The following is a 17,765-nucleotide window of genomic DNA, read 5'->3' on the forward strand; positions in this document are numbered from 1 at the left end:
TGAGAAAATTGTTTATTCACCTTTATAATGAAGAATGTAAACGCATTCAATGTTTTAAGGGGGATGGAAATGAATTTCGATTTAACATCAGAACAGGCAATGATTAAAAGGACAATCAGAGAATTTGCGGAGGAAGAAGTTGCTCCTGGAGCGATTGAAAGAGATAAAACAAAACAATTCCCGACAGAAATTTTCAAAAAGCTTGGGGAGCTTGGGATGCTGGGCTTGCCATTCCCGGAGGAATACGGCGGAGCAGGAGCTGATACGGTCAGTTTTGCGATTGTGACCGAGGAATTAAGTAAAGCATGCGCCTCAACTGGGATTACATACTCTGCCCACATATCTCTTGGAGGCGCTCCTATCAATCTATTTGGTACAGAGGAGCAGAAACAGAAATACCTGGCACCAATCTGTACAGGCGAGTCACTGGGAGCTTTCGGACTGACAGAACCAAATGCAGGCTCGGATGCAGGAGGAACACAGACAACAGCCAAGGAAGTGGATGGAGAATACATCATCAATGGCAGCAAGAACTTTATCACAAATGCCAGTTATGCCAAACATCTCGCAATGACGGCGATCACTGGCAATGTGGATGGTAAAAAGGAAATCAGTGCGATTATCGTACCAACTGATGCACCAGGTTTTTCTGTCATTGACAATTATGAAAAGATGGGGTTGAATGCATCGAATACCACTCAGCTGGTGATGGAGGATGTTCAAGTTCCCGTTGAGAACCTGCTTGGCAAGAAAGGGGAAGGCTTCAAGCAATTCCTTGTAACCTTGGACGGCGGCAGAATCGGCATAGGCGCGATGGCTGTTGGAGTGGCTCAGGCTGCTTATGAAAAAGCACTCCAGTATGCTAAGGAAAGACAGCAGTTTGGCAGACCGATCTCACAGTTCCAGGCTATCCAGTTCAAGCTTGCCGATATGGCAATGAAAGTTGAACTTGCCCGCAATATGGTTTATAAGGCTGCCTGGCTGAAGGACCAAGGGCGCCCATTCTCCAAGGAAGCTTCAATGTGCAAGCTTTATGCTTCAGAGATCGCGATGGAAGTGGCTGACCAGGCTGTTCAGATCCATGGCGGCTATGGCTATATGAGAGAGTACGAAGTAGAAAGATACATGAGGGATGCGAAGCTACTGGAGATTGGTGAAGGCACTTCAGAAGTCCAAAGAATGGTGATTGCCAGATTAATTGGCTGCTAAAAGGGTATCCTAAATATGCTTTGTACAGAAAAACTTCATCTAACGATGGAGTTTTTTGTCTAAATTGTGAACAAGTGTGACAAAGTTTGCTTTTTTACTTTCCCTGTAAACGTTTTTCAAGTAAAATAATATCTGTGTGAAATCATTATTTAAGATTTGATGTTGTACATAAAGGAGGGTATATGATGAATCGTAATCCAATTATCCCGTTCGTGTTGATCATGGTGATGGGGATCGGCTTGATGTTCCTGCTTTCTTTTAAAGGTATTGGGGATTCCAAGGATCTTGCTAAGGAAAAAGAAGGCGGCGGTGAAAAGACAGAAGAAACTGCTGAAGCAAACCCAGAGGATTTTTACCAGCAATCCTGCGCGATGTGCCACGGAAACCAGTATGAAGGCGTTTCAGGTCCTTCATTGAAAGGTGTAGGCAGCAAGTACTCCAAAGAAGAAATCCAGGACATTTTAACTAATGGTAAAGGAGCTATGCCTCCTGGTCTGGCTGCTGGCAAGGAAGCAGAAATGGCAGAATGGATTGTCAATGAATTGAAGTAATTTTTGTAAAGGCTCTTTGCATCCGCAAAGGGCCTTTGCTTTTTTTAGGATAATTGGACAATAGGCATGGTGTTTCATATACTTAAAAAAGCAAAATACGATTTAGTGGGTGACGTTTATGAATACTGAAAAACTCTCAGACCGGCTTGAAGCCGTTGCAAATAATATTCCTCTGGCGGCGAGACTGGCCGATATCGGTTCTGATCATGCCTATCTTCCTTGTAATGTTGTGAAAAAAGGAACCGTCCCGACGGCGATTGCTGGTGAGGTCGCAGAAGGGCCGTTTCAATCTGCCCTTGAGCAAGTTCAGGAGGAAAACCTGACAGACAAGATTTCCGTCAGAAAAGGGAACGGCCTTGAAGTTATTGAAGCTGGAGAGGTAGATTGTATAACCATTGCCGGCATGGGCGGTACATTGATTTCCACAATCCTGGAACAAGGAAAATCGAAACTAGAAGGAATAAGCAGGCTTGTCCTCCAGCCTAATGTTGGCAGCTTTTCAGTGCGCAGATGGCTGATTGACAATGGGTGGGAACTGGTTAAAGAAGAAATCCTTGAAGAAGACAAGAAAATTTATGAGGTCCTTGTTGCAGAAAAGGGTGAACCGCTGAAGCCTTATCAGGATCTCGATGTGGAACTTGGAATATTGTTTGGTCCATTTTTACTAAAGGAAAAGACTGCAGTGTTCAAAGAAAAGTGGAGTGCAGAGAAGAGAAATTGGGAGCGAATCTTAAAGCAGCTGGATGAGGCTGTGCAGAATGATGAGACAGGAAGCAAGAGACAGGAACTGAAAACGAAACTAAAGATGGCAGAGGAGGCGTTACAGTGAAAAAAGTGAATGGACATGAAGTAATTCAGGTTTTTGAACAATTTTCACCCAAGGCATTTGCAGTGGAAGGCGATAAGGTCGGCCTGCAAATCGGGGCCCTGAACCAACCGGTCGAGAACGTTCTCGTGGCTCTTGATGTAACAGAGGAAGTGGTGGAGGAGGCGATTAACCGGAACGCTCAATTAATCATCGCCCACCATCCGCCGATATTCCGGCCATTGAAAAACATCGCTACGGACACTCCTGCCGGACGAATGATTGCCAGGCTAATCAAGCATGACATCGCAGTTTATGCGGCACACACAAACCTGGATGTGGCAAAGGGAGGCGTAAACGACCTCCTGGCTGCTGCTCTTGGTTTAAAGAACCCTCAAGTGCTTGTACCTACCTATGAGGATCAACTGAAAAAGCTTGTCGTTTTCGTGCCTGAGGAAGATGCAGAGCGATTGCGAGATGCATTAGGAAATGCAGGAGCCGGAGCAATCGGCAATTATAGCCATTGTTCGTTCTCCGGGGCCGGGGAAGGACGTTTCCTGCCTGGAGAAAATACAAATCCTCATATCGGCGAACAAGGGAAGCTTGAAGCAGTCAATGAAGTGCGAGTAGAAACGATTTTTCCGCAGAGTATTGAAAAGAAAGTCATCCAGGCTATGATCAAGGCCCATCCTTATGAGGAGGTCGCCTATGATATATATCGACTTGATAATACGGGAGAACAACTTGGACTTGGAAGAATCGGGCAAGTCGAAGAGACGACCCTTTCTGAATATGCTAAAGTAGTAAAGGAAGCTTTGGGAGTCGATAAAGTCCGAGTCGTCGGGGACTTGAACGCGAGGGTGAAAAAAGTGGCTGTCCTTGGCGGTGACGGAAATAAGTATTACTCACAGGCGAAATTCCGCGGAGCAGACGTTTATATTACCGGGGATATCTACTATCACACAGCACACGATGCCCTGATGGCCGGATTGAATATGATTGATCCTGGACATAATGTCGAAAAAATCATGAAAAAGGGAGTCGCCACGGTGATGGAGGGATTATGTAAAGAAAAAGGGTTTGATGTTAAATTCATTCCATCTGAGATAGGAACAGATCCGTTCACCTTTATCTAGCAAGAAATCGAGTGCGGTATAAGGTTTTGAAGGAAACAAGAAAGCAGCCTGAAGTTAATTCAGGCTGCTTTCCTATTTTACGTTGGCCTCGGTTTTTTTGACCTTTGGCAGGATTTTATGAAGAGGTACCTTTTTCTCTTTTACCCAGGTTTCTTCGTTTTCTTTGTCAAACTGTCCGAGGAAGGTAATGACCTCTTTTGTAATAGGAGTTGGAGTCGATGCTCCAGATGTGACTGCGACTGTATCAGCCTCTTTTATCCATTCGATATCAAGCTCGGTGATATCGGCAATTCGATATGCTTTTGTTCCGGCTATTTCTTCTGATACCTGTGCGAGACGATTTGAGTTATTGCTTTTAGGGTCGCCAACCACAATTAGCACATCTGCCTCTTTAGCCTGCTCGGCGACAGCCTCCTGGCGGACTTGTGTAGCCATGCAAATTTCTCTATGGACTTCCGCATGAGGGTACTTTTCCTTTACGTTCTTCATGATGTCGGCAACGTCCCACTGGCTCATCGTTGTCTGGTTGGTTACGATTAATTTTTCAGCCTGCAGATCCAATGCCTCTACATCCGCTGGCGTTTCCACAAGATGAACGATCCCTGGTGCGACACCTACAGCTCCTTCAGGTTCGGGATGCCCTTTTTTGCCGATATAAATAACCTCAAAACCTTCTTTTTCTTTTTCCCTGATCAGGTTATGGGTGTTTGTCACGTCAGGGCATGTTGCGTCAATCGAAACAAGCCCCTTTTCCTTGGCAAGCTCCCTGACTTCCGGTGAAATGCCATGGGCTGTGAAGATAACTGTTCCGCCTTCAACTTTTTCAAGGATTTCCTTTCGGTTGTTTCCATCCAATGTAATGATGCCTTCCTCTTCAAACGCATCAGTGACATGCTTATTATGGACAATCATCCCGAGTATATATATTGGACGCGGCAGGCTTTTATCCAATGCAGCATTGCGTGCAATGACCATGGCATCCACTACACCATAGCAATAACCGCGTGGCGATATTTTAATTACATTCATTGAGTCATCCTCCTAAGAGTACCTCTGATTCTTTCTTTTATTATATAAGACTTGCAGAAAGAATACAAAAGCGACTTTCCAGAAGGAATGAATTAACTGTTGTCGTATTTATAGGCTGTTTTCGTAAAAATTGTTGTTAAAATCCTTAAGCCGATTAAAAAGCCATTTTGTAAGTCAGTTCTAAGTTTACAAGCACTCTTCTCATAATAAGCGTTAATTTTGTGTAGAAACTTAGGAAATTCAATCCTATTTTGTAGTCAATAGCAACAAAGTATGAGAAAAGAGCCTATTTATATGAATAATTTAGGAGTAGAAGCTGCATTATTGCTTTGTTTTTGCGCGGACTTTTTTTGTGTCGGGGAAGTTTGGCCAGCCCTTTTGGATTTTTTTGTCTTTTGCTTTTTCTCTGTTTTTTCATTCGTTTCTGTTTCAGCCGTTTGCTCTTCAGCATCCGGGAGGTCTTTCAATCCTCTGTACAGTTTCCACATTGAAGGCAAATTTCGGACGAGAGGACCATATTGCTGGATCATTGGTCCGAATTGCTGTGCAGTGTTAAGAACTTTTTGAGTGTTGGTGAGAAATCCATTCAAAGCAGATGGATCAGCGAGAGTTTTCAGGATACCGCCGCCTGAGCCTGCTCCTCGTGCTGCTGTATTTCCTCCAGATAATAAACCGGATGGACTATTCCGCTGGCTATTGCCTTTGCCCAGTATCTTCGAAAGAAGTCCGCCGCCTTGTCTTGAGCGGGGATTCCTTCCTGACATCCGCGGCATCTGGCTCTGTGGCATCATAGGTCCAGGACCAAATCGATTCGAATACATCTGGTGCTGGCCCATTCGGGGACCTCCCATCATACTGGGGCCCTGAAAGGGATTATGCATTCCGCGGGTATTCATACGGGGTCCTTGTAGCATCGTGACCCCTCCTTTCCCAATATTTCATCTCCTATTAGAGTATGCAGGAAGTCAGGTTTGGTTTAAGAAATTAGGATATTGATGAAACAGGTTTGTTTTTTTATAAGGAAAGGTTAAGATAGTACTGATTGGAGATTTTCTGCAATCTTTATTATAATTACAGGATGAACCTGAAGAAATCAGCTTACGGAACGAGCTGTAATCCCCGATTATCCAGGGAACAGGACGAAAGAAGGAGATTTTCAATGAGTGAAACAAAATTTAATCGTTATGAATTGAAACCGTTCATTATAGATGCGATCAATAAACTAGGTTTTCATGAGCCGACTGAAATCCAGGAACGTCTTATTCCTACAATCCTGAAGGGTGAGAGTGCCATTGGGCAATCCCAGACCGGTACAGGAAAGACGCATGCCTATGTACTGCCAATTATGGATAAGCTTGATCCATCACGCAATGAGGTGCAAGCAGTAATCGCTGCCCCAACACGTGAGCTTGCCAATCAAATTTACCATGAAGTTCTTAAGATTGCTGAACACGCTCCTCAGGGAGAACAGATTACAGCCCGCTGCTATATTGGCGGAACGGACAAGCAAAGAACGATTGAGAAGCTTAAGACACAGCCACAAATCGTCATTGGCACACCGGGGAGGATTAACGACCTGGTCAAGGAAAACGCGCTATTTGTGCATACAGCGAACATGCTCGTGATCGATGAGGCAGACTTAATGCTGGATATGGGCTTTATCGAGGATATCGACCAGTTTGCGTCCCGTATGCCAGAAAAGCTGCAAATGCTTGTGTTTTCAGCAACGATTCCTGAAAAATTAAAACCATTCCTGAAAAAGTACATGGAAAACCCAAAATTTGTACAAATCGATCCTAAACAGGCTACGGCAGAGAAGATTGAACATATTCTTCTGCCAGCAAGGCATCGTGATAAAATCGGGCTTGTTCATTCGGCTCTTGTTGCATTCAACCCATATTTGGGAATTGTATTTGCTAACACGAAGAAGAAAGTTGACGAAGTAGCCGATGGTTTAATCCAAAAAGGACTGAAGGTTGGCCGTATCCATGGAGACCTGAGCCCACGCGAACGTAAGCGTGTCATGAAGCAAATCAAGGACCTTGAGTTCCAGTATCTTGTCGCTACTGACCTGGCTGCAAGAGGAATTGATATTCAGGGAATCAGCCATATCATCAATTATGAGCTGCCTACTGATTTAGACTTTTATATCCACAGGGTAGGAAGGACGGCACGTGCCGGCTCATCAGGTATTGCCTTGACGGTTTATGAGCAGCGTGATGAAGATGCATTGGTCCGCCTTGAAAAGATGGGCATCACTTTTAAAAACATTGATCTAAAAAAAGGTGAATTCACCGAAATCGAAGAGCGGAACAGACGCCAGAACAGAAAGAAAAAAGAAACTACTGGCGAGGCGAAGGCAAAGTCGCTCGTTTCCAAGCCTAAGAAGGTAAAACCAGGATACAAGAAAAAGATGCAGTGGGAAATGGACAAAATAAAAAAACGTGAAAATCGTTTGAATAAGAAAAAGTAATCAAACTGTAAATGTTTAGGGAGAGATCAAGATGTTGATTGGATCACATGTTTCCATGAGCGGCAAAAAAATGCTGCTAGCTGCCAGTGAGGAAGCTGTCTCATATGGTGCAAATACTTTTATGATCTATACAGGGGCACCTCAGAACACAAGAAGAAAGAAAATCGAGGACCTGAATATTGAAGCAGGCCGCCTGCATATGGAGCAAAACGGCATTAATGAAATCGTCGTCCATGCTCCTTATATCATCAATATCGGGAACACGCAGAATCCTGATACATTTGATTTAGGAGTAAGGTTCTTGCGGAGCGAAATCGACCGAACAGAAGCAATCGGAGCCAGGCAAATCGTGCTGCACCCAGGTGCGCATGTTGGAGCCGGAACAGAAAAGGGCATTGAAAAAATCATCGAAGGACTGAATGAAGTTCTTACAAGCGATGATAAGGTTCAAATCGCTCTTGAAACGATGGCTGGAAAAGGATCCGAGTGCGGAAAATCCTTCGAAGAACTCGCGATGATCATCGAGGGAGTAACCCATAACGACAAGCTGTCTGTCTGCTTCGATACTTGCCATACACATGATGCTGGTTATGCAATCGTTGAAGATTTTGATGGTGTCCTGAATGAATTTGACAAAATCATCGGTCTTGACAGACTGAAAGTACTTCACATCAATGACAGCAAAAATGAGGTCGGGATGAGGAAAGACCGCCACGAGAATATCGGGTTTGGACATATCGGCTTTGAGGCATTAAGCTACATTGTCCACCATCCGCAGTTGACACATGTTCCTAAAATCCTCGAAACTCCATTTGTCGGTGAGGACAAGAACAGTAAAAAAGCGCCTTACAAATATGAAATTGACATGCTGAAAAGCAAACAATTCGAAGAAAACCTGCTTGATATCATCAGGAATGGCTAAACGAAAGCTGTGGACGAGTTCCACAGCTTTTTTTGTGGATAAAGATAGCTGCCGGTTATAGGGGATTCACAAGGTGGAATGATAATAACAGGCATGACGGACAGAAATGACTGAGAAAAAGGTAGAAGTGTCCGTCATAGGTGTCATGACGGACAGTATTGGCGGGGCAAAAGAAGAAAGTGTCCGTCATAAGGGTTATGACGGACAGAAATAACTGAGAAAAAGGTAGAAGTGTCCGTCATAGGTGTCATGACGGACAGAATTGGCGGGGCAAAAGAAGAAAGTGTCCGTCATAAGGGTCATGACGGACAGAAATAACTGAGAAAAAGGTAGAAGTGTCCGTCATAAATATCATGACGGACAGAAATGATCGGGGAAAAGGAAAAAGTGTCCCTCATAAGGGGCATGACGGACAGAAATGATCTGGAAAAAGAAAAAAGTGTCCGTCATAGGAATCATGACGGACACATCTCTTATTTGGTGAATTTCACGAACAGCTTGTTAACTTCTTTTGCTGTCTCAGGGCTGGTGATTCTTGCTATTTGTTTGATCAATGCCGTTCTCTCTGAATCAATAAAGATGTTTACTTTTTTACCGCGTAAGTATCCGGCGATTTTCTCTGCCTGTGCCTTTGTAATGGAAATATTAAATTGAGAGGCGTACTTCAGCAGTTCATCAGCCGTGATGTTGCCTATCTTATGATTAATGATGTTTTCGAAAATAGCCAAAAGATCATCACTCCTTCATAGTAGGGTATGTGCCCAGTTCTGGATTCGTGACAATTTTCTTGGATTGTGAGTTCTTTTATTTACATTATCGTCAGTAAGAGATATACTACTAAAAGTAAATCGGAATGATTCTTATTTTGCGGGTGATAAAATGGACACTAATAATTACATCGTCCAGGTACAGGACCTTTATTATCGATATGATAAAGAAAATGTTCTTGAAAATATAAATCTGTCTATCGAAAAGGGCAGTTTTTTAGCGATTGTCGGCCCGAACGGTTCCGGCAAGTCAACACTTCTTAAGCTGATGCTTGGTCTGATCAAGCCGCAGCAAGGCTCAATCCGTCTGTTCGGACAGGATATCAGCAAGTTTAGAGAACAGCACAAAATTGGCTTTGTATCTCAAAAAGCCAATTCTTTCAACACTGGCTTCCCTGCTACCGTTTTTGAGGTAGTGGCCAGCGGACTGACAAAGAAGCTTGGCCTATTTAATTTTCTGAAGAAGAGTGACCATGCAAAAATAAAGCAAGCAATCGACTCCGTAGGGATGGGAAAATTCCTCGACAGGAACATTGGAGAACTATCCGGAGGTCAGCAGCAGAGGGTTTTCATTGCAAGGGCACTTGTCAGTGAACCGGAATTGCTGATTCTGGATGAACCAACGGTAGGGGTAGATGTTCAGAATGTCAATTCCTTTTACGAGATGCTCGAAACACTCAATAAGGAGAAAGGGATTACTTTGCTCCTGGTAACCCACGACATTGGTACAATTTCAGAAAAGGTTACAAATGTAGCCTGCTTGAATAAAAATATGCATTTCCATGGAAGTGCAGAGGAATTCGAACAGCTGAAGATTAATGATGTTTCAGAAATCTACGGTCATGATGTCCATGTCCTGACTCACGATCACCATCATCACGGAGGAGGGCACCTTCATGATTAGCGGACTGTTGCAATATGAATTTTTGCAGAATGCTTTTTTAACCGGCATGATCATTGGGGTGATTGCCCCGCTTCTAGGCGTTTTCATCGTAGTAAGACGGCTGTCCCTCATAGCAGATGCTCTCAGCCATGTCACATTGGCGGGAATTGCCGCAAGCCTTCTGCTAGAGAAAAAGTTTATGCTGTTCAGCGGCTTGAATCCACTTTACATGGGAATGGCGTTCTCAGTAGGCGGATCACTATTTATTGAAAAGCTGCGTTCCGTGTATAAACATTATCAGGAATTGGCTATTCCGATTATCCTTTCCGGGGGAATCGGACTTGGGGTCATCTTCATTTCACTTGCTGATGGCTTCAATACTGACTTGTTCAGCTATTTATTCGGCAGCGTTAGTGCGGTGAGCAGGACTGACCTTTGGACAATCCTGGTTATCAGCATTCTTGTAATAGCGCTTGTTGTGTTATTGTATAAAGAACTTTTCCTATTATCATTTGATGAAGAATATGCAAGGGCAACTGGAATTGCCGCAAAGACGCTTCACTTTATATTCATCGTCATGGTGGCACTGGTGATTGCGGCATCGATGAGAATCGTTGGAATCTTACTGGTCTCTTCCCTGATGACACTGCCAGTTGCAGCGAGCATCCGTTTCGCGAAGGGTTTCAAGCAAACCATTTTCTATTCCATCCTGTTTGGTGAGGTATCAGTACTGGGCGGTTTGTTCCTTTCCTACTATCTGGACCTTGCTCCTGGCGGAACGATTGTGATGATTGCGGTACTTATCCTTGTGCTGGCCATTTGGCTTAGAAAACGTGCAGCAACTAGATCCATCTAACGGGGTGATTTCATGAATGTGAATGAAGCAATGAGCCTGCTGAAGGAACAGGGTTACAAACATACCGGAAAACGCGAAGATATGCTCCAGCTATTTTCCGATAATGACAAATATTTGACTGCTCGCGATGTACTTGAACAGATGAAGGGCAATTATCCGGGCTTAAGCTTCGATACAATCTACCGGAATTTGAGCGTGTTTGCTGAACTGGGGATTCTTGAAATGACAGAGCTCTCGGGTGAAAAGCACTTCCGCTTTACCTGCTCACATAAAGAGCATCATCATCACTTCATTTGCCTTGACTGCGGCAAAACGAAGGAAATTGAGACCTGTCCGATGAGGAATATCGAGGCAAGCTTCAAAGGCTATGATATTTCCGGACATAAATTTGAAATATATGGCCGCTGCCCGGATTGTGTTCAATAAACGGAAAGAAACTATAGACGAGTAAAACTGAAAAACGGCCATGCAAATGGCCGTTTTAATTATCTTTAATCCAATTTTCTACCCATTTATTTGCTTCTTTCCAATTATTCACGCGTATAACTCCTTCAGGAATCGGTTCCTGGTTATAAGGAGTATTGAAAAGGATCACTGGAATCCTTAACTCCTCGTGCAAATTGACTGCATTATCGTGTTTGTCCTCGAAAAATATATCCACTTCGTATTTCCGTGCTGCCTCAATTTTATCATGTGAGCCGATCAGATGGATGTCATGATAGTTAAGTTCATTGACAGAAAACCATTCTTTAGTCAGGTCTAGTAAATGTGTTCCTCTGGCACTAATGAAATATAATTCATGTTCATTCTCCCAGCTCTTTAAAATATCCCTGGCACCTTCTGCTAATGGTGAATTAGAATAAATTTCAGGCTCCATTTTTTTGAACCAGGCAGCAAACTCTTTTTCAGATACGGATACAAGGGGCATAAAGTCATATTGCTTGATATCATCCAGTGTAATATTCAAATTGAAGCCTTCATTTAAATAAGGTACAAATGTAGTGGGACAAGTGACTGTACCATCGATGTCTATGCCAAAACGTTTTTTCATCAATCTGCTCCTTCAACATAATCTTTATTTAATCTTACCAAATAGTGAATGACCGCAAAAGATTTACTTTTCTCAATCTGCGTTCTTGAATATTTCCTCTTGGTATAAGTGTCACTCATGGTTCTAAGTATCCAAAAAAGTCTTAGACAAACATTGCCATGATGAAATCCTTCTCACTCGTAAACAATAATAAATGCTCCACTTAAGAAAGCGAGGGATTAAAGTGGCAGACCAAGAACGAAATCAGAGAGGTACCGAATATATTACTGAACCTAAGCAGGATGTCATCACGATCAGGGATGCGCGTGATGAAATATACCAGGAAGAAACAGCAACAGAACTGTACTCTCCTGCACGTGATGAGCATTACCAGGATATGACGGCGATAGCCCGACCTGAACGCGAGGATCACTATCAGGAAATGACGGCAATCGCTGGACCTGGACGTGACGAGCACTACCAGGAGATGACTGCAATTGCCCGACCTGGAAGTAATGAACAGTACCAGGAAGAAACTGCGGCCGAAATTGCTGCTCCTGCCCCGCCTGCGATAACAAGAAGGTCAGAAGAGGAAAGTACAACTGGTGGACGAGGGCTTGCATACTCAGCTCTTGCCCTATCGATCTTGTCGCTGTTTATTTTACCTGTTCTTTTCGGAGCCGCCGGAATTGTCCTTGGCTTCATGGCTCGCAGAAGAGGATCCGCTATCGGAAGCTGGGCAATTGGGATAGGGACAATCTCCATTTTAGTCGGCATCTTTATATTGCCGTTCTTCTGACGGTGAACAGAGATAGCCAATAAGAAATGCCCGGGATGATATCCCGGGCATTTTGAATGGTTACTTCTGAAGAGCAGCTTCACGAATCTTTTCTTCAGCAATTTTATCGATTTCTTTTTTAAGTTCTTCTACCATTGTTTCTTCCGGCACTTTACGGACGATCTCTCCTTTTCTGAAAAGAAGACCTTCCCCTCTTGCACCTGCTATGCCGATATCAGCTTCACGTGCTTCGCCAGGTCCGTTTACAGCACATCCAAGGACAGCAACCTTGATCGGCGCCTTAATCGTTGAAATATACTCTTCAACCTCATTGGCAATGCTGATCAAATCAATTTCGATTCGTCCGCATGTTGGGCAAGAAATTAAAGTCGCAGCATTTGCTGCAAGTCCAAACGACTTTAACAGCTCTCTTGCGACCTTGACTTCCTCAACTGGGTCGGCGCTTAATGATACCCTGACAGTATTGCCGATTCCCTTGCTGAGAATCGCTCCAAGTCCAGCAGCACTTTTAACAGTACCTGCAAATAAAGTCCCTGATTCGGTAATTCCAAGATGTAGCGGATAATCAAAAGCCTTTGCAGCTTTTTCATAAGCCTCAATTGCCAGGTTAACATCAGATGCTTTCATGGAAACGATGATATTATGGAAATCAAGGTCCTCAAGGATTTTGATGTGGTGCAGAGCACTCTCTACCATTCCGTCCGCTGTTGGATAGCCGTATTTTTCTAGGATCCTTCTCTCGAGAGAACCAGCATTTACACCGATTCGGATAGGAATACCGCGTTCTTTTGCGGCCTTTACAACAGCCTCTACCTTTTCACGCTTGCCGATATTACCTGGATTGATCCTGATTTTATCAGCTCCGCCCTCAATTGCTTTTAGGGCAAGGCGGTAATCAAAATGGATATCAACAACAAGTGGTATGTTTATTCTTTTTTTGATCTCAGAAATGGCATTTGCCGCTCTTTCATCCGGACAAGCAACACGGACAACCTGGCATCCTGCTTCTTCAAGGCGCTTGATTTCAGCAACAGTCGCTTCGACATCATGCGTCTTCGTTGTCGTCATACTCTGGATGACAACTTCATTGTTGCCTCCAATGGTTAAATTCCCAACCTTAATTGGGCGGGTTTTGGTACGATGTATAATTTCACTCAACAGTGATTCGCTCCTTTGAAAAATGGAATTCATGAATATGTTCCTAAAGATGCATAACCCCATTTTATCAATCTTTTGCTCAAATTGACAAGGAAAGACTTCAATTGTTAGCCTTTGCTAATTTTGGCTGCTGTAGTCCGGGAATTTATAGATGTTGCCGAATTTGATCTTCTGGGGATCTATTCCATCGTTCAACCTTTTAAAGTCTTCCACTGCCTGTGAGACAGGAACGTCCAGCGGGCTGTCCAAATACCTGTCAATGACGGACAGTACTGTATCTCCCGGCAGTACTTCGTGCTCAAAAAAGGGGATTTCCTGTGTGGTTTGTTTTGCATCCTTCTCTTCCTTTTGTTCATTCGATATTTCTGGCTCCTGCATTTTTGCCGCTGGAAGAGTCCCGATGCTCAAATCATTGTACACTGCGTAAGCTACTATCAAAAAAACTAATAAACCTGCCAGTTTTTTCATAGGACCTTCCTCCTTTAATGCTTATATCATTATTTATGCAGCTGAAATAGAATTAAGAACAATTTTGATAGAGAAAATATTTTTAAAAAGGAATTTTAAAAAGGGTCGTTTCAATTTGAGAGAATGTATTTGTTTATGAAGGTACATAATGGGGCAGAAAAAGAGAAAACCATAAAGTAAGGCATGAAAGCGAAAAAAATACGCCAAAGGCGGCGTATTTTTAACTTTCGGCAGGAGTCTTGCCTGGCAGTTCTTTAATAGCTAACAGAAGCATCATAGAGGCAACGAACCAATTAACGGAGAAACTGAAGGGCACTTCTGTTCTCAAGAAGGCCATAATCGTAAAAAATATAGTAGGGAGTGTTGTACTATATGCAGCCATTCTCCATAAGTGTCTGTATTGAAGATTTCTGCCGGCGAGCCTTTTCAATAGCAGGCCAAATAGAGCTATTAGAGAAACCTCGATGAATTTCATTCCGCTGGAAAAAACATAGACGACAATAAATAGCAGTCCCAGCAATACAGGAAGCGAGGATTCAGCCGTATCGATCAGTGAGATGATATCATCCTTCGTCATAGATTCATTTGAGAATAGTGAGTAAGGAACAGCGTTGGTTTCTCCGCCGGCAGCAAGAACGATTTCATTCTGGAGCATAGCAAAGTTCGCATCCATGCCAGTCATATCTTCCTGGTCAATCGCGCCGGTAGGGTCAAAAATTAACGTGAAACTTCCATTCTTGATGGTTAAAGGTGCTTTAATGTCTGAATGCAGAACTCCATCTTCAATCGTAAAGGAGGGAAGATCGGTTTGGATAGATTGCTTTGCTGTACCGACAGCTTCAGATATCCCAATAAACATATAGTAGACTACAGGCAGAATGGATATAAGGGTCAGCGTGAATAAAAACAAGATGGTTTTGCCTATTCCCTGGAACCTTGTATCTGCTATATCCTTGGGCGAATAGATGCTTTTTCCAATTTGAGCAAAAATATTCATGAATACACGTCCTTTGATAGAGTTACAATCTCTATTTTAGCTGTTCAGATAGTAGAATAACAACCATTTCATGTTCGTCTTGTAACATTTCTGTAATATAACTTAGAAATGTTAAGGTATTGTAAATTCGAAGCTTAAATTGTTTACTTTTGATTAATAATTCCTTCATAATAATCATGTTTGTAGATGTTTGTCGAAATAAATCTAGGGGTTGAAAAAATGGAATTGAATTTACAAGAAATGCTGTTTGAGTTCTTTGGGGGACTTGGTATCTTCTTATACGGCATTAAATTCATGGGTGATGGTTTGCAGAAGTCAGCTGGTGACCGACTTCGTGATATTCTGGACCGCTTTACCACTAATCCACTTATGGGTGTACTAGCAGGTATTTTTGTTACAGTCCTTTTACAAACAAGTAGTGGGACCACTGTTATTACTGTAGGGCTTGTAAGTGCCGGGTTTATGACGCTAAGGCAGGCAATTGGGGTCATTATGGGTGCCAATATCGGTACAACTGTCACTGCCTTTATCATTGGGATCGACATAGGCGAGTATGCTCTGCCGATTATTGCAGTTGGTTCCATTATGTTATTTTTCTTCAAGAGCAAAAAAGTCCATAATATTGGACAAATCGTTTTTGGTTTCGGGGCATTGTTCTTTGGCCTTGAACTTATGAGCGGTGGTATGAAACCACTGAGAAGCCTTGAATCATTCCATGACCTTACAGTGGAAATGAGTTCAAACCCTATTCTTGGTGTAGTAGTTGGTACTGTGTTTACTGTAATTGTCCAGAGCTCAAGTGCAACGATTGGTATTTTACAAAGCTTGCATGCTGAGTCGATGATTAATATACAGGGAGCATTGCCAATTCTGTTCGGTGACAATATCGGTACAACCATTACAGCTGTTTTGGCTGCGATTGGTACTTCAGTAGCGGCTAAGAGAGCAGCTGCAACACATGTTTTGTTCAATCTTATAGGAACTACCCTGTTTTTAATAATCCTGGGACCATTTACATCACTAATTGAGATCATTAAAGATAACCTTAACTTGAATCCTGAGATGACTATCGCTTTCGCTCATGGTATCTTTAACACAACTAATACATTAATCCAGTTACCTTTCATCGCTATTTTGGCATTGATTGTGACTAAATTGATTCCTGGTGAAGATTCTATCGTTGATTACAAGGCTCAACATCTTGACCCTGTTTTCATCGAGCAATCTCCGTCCATTGCGCTTGGACAGGCGAAGGAAGAAGTCCTGCGCATGGGTAAGTTCGCGCTAAAAGGACTTGAAGAAACGAATGAATTCTTAAAGACCAAAAATACAAAGCATTCCAACAATGCTTATCAGCTCGAGGAAGCAATCAATAATCTTGACCGCAAGATTACAGATTATCTTGTAAACCTGGCAACAAGCTCGTTGTCAGAGCATGAATCTGAAGAGCATAGTATGCTGATCGATACAGTACGAGATATTGAAAGAATCGGAGACCACTTCGAAAATATTATTGAACTAATCGAGTACCAGCAGGCCAATAAAGTGAAGATAACTGACACAGCAATGGAAGATCTGGAAGTTATGTTCAACCTGACTGTAAGTACAGTAGAAGAGGCACTTCAAGCATTAGATCAGAAGAATTTTGACGCTGCAAGAGCAGTAGTAACAAAAGAAGATGAGATTGACAGCATGGAACGGACGCTTAGAAAGCAGCACATTCTTCGCATGAATGAGGGACAGTGTACTGGACAGGCGGGTATTGTGTTCGTCGACATCATCAGTAACCTGGAGCGAATCGGCGATCATGCAGTAAACATCGCTGAGTACGTTTTAGGAGAACAGAAATAGTGGTAAAATAAGCAAAGGGAAACCTTTGCTTATTTTTTTTGTATTCTAAGGTAAAAAGGATGGATTAGATGGATGTAGTTTATTGGGTAATCATTGGGTTATTATTCGTTGGAGCTTTTGCCAGTCTGGTTGTTCCAATCTTGCCAGGGGTACTTTTAATGTTTGGCGGTTTTATTCTTTACGGTTTGTTTTTTTCATTCGAGCCTTTTAACTGGCTATTTTGGACAATCCAAGGGCTTTTTGTTGCCCTGCTGTTTGGGGCTGATTATATAGCCAATATAATAGGAGTAAAGAAATATGGCGGCAGCAAGGCAGGAATGTGGGGGAGCACTATCGGTTTACTTGTCGGTCCCTTTGTCATCCCGATCATTGGAATTCTGATTGGTCCATTTTTAGGAGCGGCCCTAGCTGAATTGCTGGTTAATAAAAAAAATCTAAATGAAGCGGTCAAGGTTGGCTTTGGTTCTGTCGTCGGTTTCGTCAGCAGTGTGGTGACAAAAGGAATCATCATGACAATCATGCTCGTATATTTCTTCATCCTTGTATAAAAAAATCGTGCTGCTGGAGCACGATTTTTTATAAGGACGGCTGTTTCGGCCTTAAGGGTATTTACATCACCTTATGTGGCAATTTTCTCCTTCGATAAGGATACATTTAGGAGCTAATCGTACCCTTATGTGGCAGTATCTCCTTCGATAAGGGTACATTTAGGGGCTAATCATATCCTTATGCAGAAGTATCGCCTTCGATAAGGATACATTTAGGAGCTAATCGTACCCTTATGTGGCAGTATCTCCTTCGATAAGGATACATTTAGGAGCTAATCGTACC

General features: G+C 42.8%; 19 protein-coding genes. 12 read left to right on the forward strand and 7 right to left on the reverse strand.

What is annotated here, in order from left to right; genetic code table 11:
• Positions 1-69: 69 nt before the first annotated feature.
• The 4 genes from J7I80_RS16060 to J7I80_RS16075 all read left to right on the forward strand — a co-directional run bounded on the left by J7I80_RS16060 (position 70) and on the right by J7I80_RS16075 (position 3,701).
• Entirely contained in the window at positions 70-1,209 is a 1,140-nt protein-coding gene (locus J7I80_RS16060) for an acyl-CoA dehydrogenase family protein (RefSeq protein WP_214739383.1), read from the forward strand.
• Positions 1,210-1,394: 185 nt separating this feature from the next.
• On the forward strand, positions 1,395-1,760 hold the full coding sequence (cccA, locus tag J7I80_RS16065) for a cytochrome c550 (RefSeq protein WP_214739385.1): 366 nt from the start codon (positions 1,395-1,397) through the stop codon (positions 1,758-1,760).
• A 118-nt stretch (positions 1,761-1,878) separates the two neighbouring features.
• On the forward strand, positions 1,879-2,589 hold the full coding sequence (locus J7I80_RS16070) for a tRNA (adenine(22)-N(1))-methyltransferase (RefSeq protein WP_214739387.1): 711 nt from the start codon (positions 1,879-1,881) through the stop codon (positions 2,587-2,589).
• Complete coding sequence (locus J7I80_RS16075) at positions 2,586-3,701, forward strand: Nif3-like dinuclear metal center hexameric protein (protein WP_214739389.1); 1,116 nt, start codon at positions 2,586-2,588, stop codon at positions 3,699-3,701. The genes J7I80_RS16070 and J7I80_RS16075 overlap by 4 nt, the downstream gene beginning before the upstream one ends.
• A 72-nt stretch (positions 3,702-3,773) precedes the next feature.
• On the opposite strand, the gene J7I80_RS16080 is transcribed toward J7I80_RS16075, so the two are convergent.
• On the reverse strand, positions 3,774-4,730 hold the full coding sequence (locus J7I80_RS16080; protein WP_214739392.1) for a 4-hydroxy-3-methylbut-2-enyl diphosphate reductase: 957 nt from the start codon (positions 4,728-4,730) through the stop codon (positions 3,774-3,776).
• 290 nt (positions 4,731-5,020) lie between these two features.
• Positions 5,021-5,566 carry a YqfQ family protein gene (locus J7I80_RS16085; RefSeq protein ID WP_251027805.1) on the reverse strand — a complete coding sequence of 182 codons (546 nt, stop codon included), beginning with the start codon at positions 5,564-5,566 and terminating at the stop codon, positions 5,021-5,023.
• A gap of 323 nt (positions 5,567-5,889) precedes the next feature.
• Between J7I80_RS16085 and J7I80_RS16090 the strand changes: the two genes are divergently transcribed.
• Complete coding sequence (locus J7I80_RS16090) at positions 5,890-7,203, forward strand: DEAD/DEAH box helicase (protein ID WP_214739394.1); 1,314 nt, start codon at positions 5,890-5,892, stop codon at positions 7,201-7,203.
• Between the two features lie 31 nt (positions 7,204-7,234).
• Positions 7,235-8,125: a deoxyribonuclease IV gene (locus tag J7I80_RS16095; protein WP_214739396.1), complete on the forward strand. Its 891-nt coding sequence runs from the start codon at positions 7,235-7,237 to the stop codon at positions 8,123-8,125.
• 473 nt (positions 8,126-8,598) lie between these two features.
• Here the strand turns inward: J7I80_RS16095 and J7I80_RS16100 are convergent, their stop codons facing one another.
• Entirely contained in the window at positions 8,599-8,853 is a 255-nt protein-coding gene (locus tag J7I80_RS16100) for a DUF2624 domain-containing protein (RefSeq protein ID WP_192470862.1), read from the reverse strand.
• Between the two features lie 151 nt (positions 8,854-9,004).
• On the opposite strand from J7I80_RS16100, the gene J7I80_RS16105 reads away from it, so the two are divergent.
• Genes J7I80_RS16105 through zur form a run of 3 tightly spaced genes read left to right on the forward strand, consistent with a single transcriptional unit; the run spans position 9,005 to position 11,057 of the window.
• A complete protein-coding gene (locus J7I80_RS16105) occupies positions 9,005-9,796 on the forward strand; it encodes a metal ABC transporter ATP-binding protein (protein WP_214739398.1) in 792 nt (263 codons plus the stop codon).
• The gene (locus J7I80_RS16110; protein ID WP_214739400.1) at positions 9,789-10,631 is read left to right on the forward strand and encodes a metal ABC transporter permease; all 843 of its coding nucleotides are present in this window, start codon (positions 9,789-9,791) and stop codon (positions 10,629-10,631) included. The genes J7I80_RS16105 and J7I80_RS16110 overlap by 8 nt, the downstream gene beginning before the upstream one ends.
• Positions 10,632-10,643: 12 nt before the next feature.
• The gene (gene zur, locus J7I80_RS16115) at positions 10,644-11,057 is read left to right on the forward strand and encodes a zinc uptake transcriptional repressor Zur (RefSeq protein WP_214739402.1); all 414 of its coding nucleotides are present in this window, start codon (positions 10,644-10,646) and stop codon (positions 11,055-11,057) included.
• Between the two features lie 55 nt (positions 11,058-11,112).
• Here zur and J7I80_RS16120 read toward each other — a convergent pair whose 3' ends face one another.
• Positions 11,113-11,682 carry a hypothetical protein gene (locus tag J7I80_RS16120; RefSeq protein WP_214739404.1) on the reverse strand — a complete coding sequence of 190 codons (570 nt, stop codon included), beginning with the start codon at positions 11,680-11,682 and terminating at the stop codon, positions 11,113-11,115.
• A 223-nt stretch (positions 11,683-11,905) separates the two neighbouring features.
• On the opposite strand from J7I80_RS16120, the gene J7I80_RS23355 reads away from it, so the two are divergent.
• Positions 11,906-12,460, forward strand: a complete 555-nt coding sequence (locus J7I80_RS23355; protein WP_353050123.1) for a DUF4190 domain-containing protein — start codon at positions 11,906-11,908, stop codon at positions 12,458-12,460.
• Between the two features lie 60 nt (positions 12,461-12,520).
• Here the strand turns inward: J7I80_RS23355 and ispG are convergent, their stop codons facing one another.
• The 3 genes from ispG to J7I80_RS16140 all read right to left on the reverse strand — a co-directional run bounded on the left by ispG (position 12,521) and on the right by J7I80_RS16140 (position 15,083).
• Positions 12,521-13,651: a flavodoxin-dependent (E)-4-hydroxy-3-methylbut-2-enyl-diphosphate synthase gene (gene ispG / locus J7I80_RS16130; RefSeq protein ID WP_192470867.1), complete on the reverse strand. Its 1,131-nt coding sequence runs from the start codon at positions 13,649-13,651 to the stop codon at positions 12,521-12,523.
• Positions 13,652-13,735: 84 nt separating this feature from the next.
• Positions 13,736-14,086 (reverse strand): LysM peptidoglycan-binding domain-containing protein, encoded by a 351-nt coding sequence (locus J7I80_RS16135; RefSeq protein ID WP_214739405.1) that lies wholly within the window; start codon positions 14,084-14,086, stop codon positions 13,736-13,738.
• Positions 14,087-14,306: 220 nt separating this feature from the next.
• Positions 14,307-15,083, reverse strand: coding sequence for a DUF1189 domain-containing protein (locus tag J7I80_RS16140; protein WP_214739407.1), 777 nt, complete (start codon positions 15,081-15,083; stop codon positions 14,307-14,309).
• A 219-nt stretch (positions 15,084-15,302) separates the two neighbouring features.
• Between J7I80_RS16140 and J7I80_RS16145 the strand changes: the two genes are divergently transcribed.
• Complete coding sequence (locus tag J7I80_RS16145) at positions 15,303-16,934, forward strand: Na/Pi cotransporter family protein (protein ID WP_214739409.1); 1,632 nt, start codon at positions 15,303-15,305, stop codon at positions 16,932-16,934.
• A 68-nt stretch (positions 16,935-17,002) separates the two neighbouring features.
• Positions 17,003-17,482, forward strand: a complete 480-nt coding sequence (locus J7I80_RS16150) for a DUF456 domain-containing protein (RefSeq protein WP_214739411.1) — start codon at positions 17,003-17,005, stop codon at positions 17,480-17,482.
• Positions 17,483-17,765: the final 283 nt, after the last annotated feature.

The sequence above is a fragment of the Bacillus sp. ISL-41 genome, from assembly GCF_018613235.1.
In the GTDB taxonomy this organism is placed as follows: Bacteria; Bacillota; Bacilli; order Bacillales; family Cytobacillaceae; genus Mesobacillus.

Excerpts from the sequence above, each read along its gene's own strand:
- J7I80_RS16120 (WP_214739404.1), bottom strand. The coding sequence starts at position 11,682 with ATGAAAAAACGTTTTGGCATAGACATCGATGGTACAGTCACTTGTCCC.
- J7I80_RS16060 (WP_214739383.1), top strand. The coding sequence starts at position 70 with ATGAATTTCGATTTAACATCAGAACAGGCAATGATTAAAAGGACAATC.
- J7I80_RS16095 (WP_214739396.1), top strand. The coding sequence starts at position 7,235 with ATGTTGATTGGATCACATGTTTCCATGAGCGGCAAAAAAATGCTGCTA.
- J7I80_RS16080 (WP_214739392.1), bottom strand. The coding sequence starts at position 4,730 with ATGAATGTAATTAAAATATCGCCACGCGGTTATTGCTATGGTGTAGTG.
- ispG (WP_192470867.1), bottom strand. The coding sequence starts at position 13,651 with ATGAATTCCATTTTTCAAAGGAGCGAATCACTGTTGAGTGAAATTATA.
- J7I80_RS16135 (WP_214739405.1), bottom strand. The coding sequence starts at position 14,086 with ATGAAAAAACTGGCAGGTTTATTAGTTTTTTTGATAGTAGCTTACGCA.
- J7I80_RS16110 (WP_214739400.1), top strand. The coding sequence starts at position 9,789 with ATGATTAGCGGACTGTTGCAATATGAATTTTTGCAGAATGCTTTTTTA.
- J7I80_RS16145 (WP_214739409.1), top strand. The coding sequence starts at position 15,303 with ATGGAATTGAATTTACAAGAAATGCTGTTTGAGTTCTTTGGGGGACTT.
- cccA (WP_214739385.1), top strand. The coding sequence starts at position 1,395 with ATGAATCGTAATCCAATTATCCCGTTCGTGTTGATCATGGTGATGGGG.
- J7I80_RS16140 (WP_214739407.1), bottom strand. The coding sequence starts at position 15,083 with ATGAATATTTTTGCTCAAATTGGAAAAAGCATCTATTCGCCCAAGGAT.
- J7I80_RS16105 (WP_214739398.1), top strand. The coding sequence starts at position 9,005 with ATGGACACTAATAATTACATCGTCCAGGTACAGGACCTTTATTATCGA.
- J7I80_RS16070 (WP_214739387.1), top strand. The coding sequence starts at position 1,879 with ATGAATACTGAAAAACTCTCAGACCGGCTTGAAGCCGTTGCAAATAAT.
- J7I80_RS16150 (WP_214739411.1), top strand. The coding sequence starts at position 17,003 with ATGGATGTAGTTTATTGGGTAATCATTGGGTTATTATTCGTTGGAGCT.
- J7I80_RS16085 (WP_251027805.1), bottom strand. The coding sequence starts at position 5,566 with ATGGGCCAGCACCAGATGTATTCGAATCGATTTGGTCCTGGACCTATG.
- J7I80_RS16090 (WP_214739394.1), top strand. The coding sequence starts at position 5,890 with ATGAGTGAAACAAAATTTAATCGTTATGAATTGAAACCGTTCATTATA.
- zur (WP_214739402.1), top strand. The coding sequence starts at position 10,644 with ATGAATGTGAATGAAGCAATGAGCCTGCTGAAGGAACAGGGTTACAAA.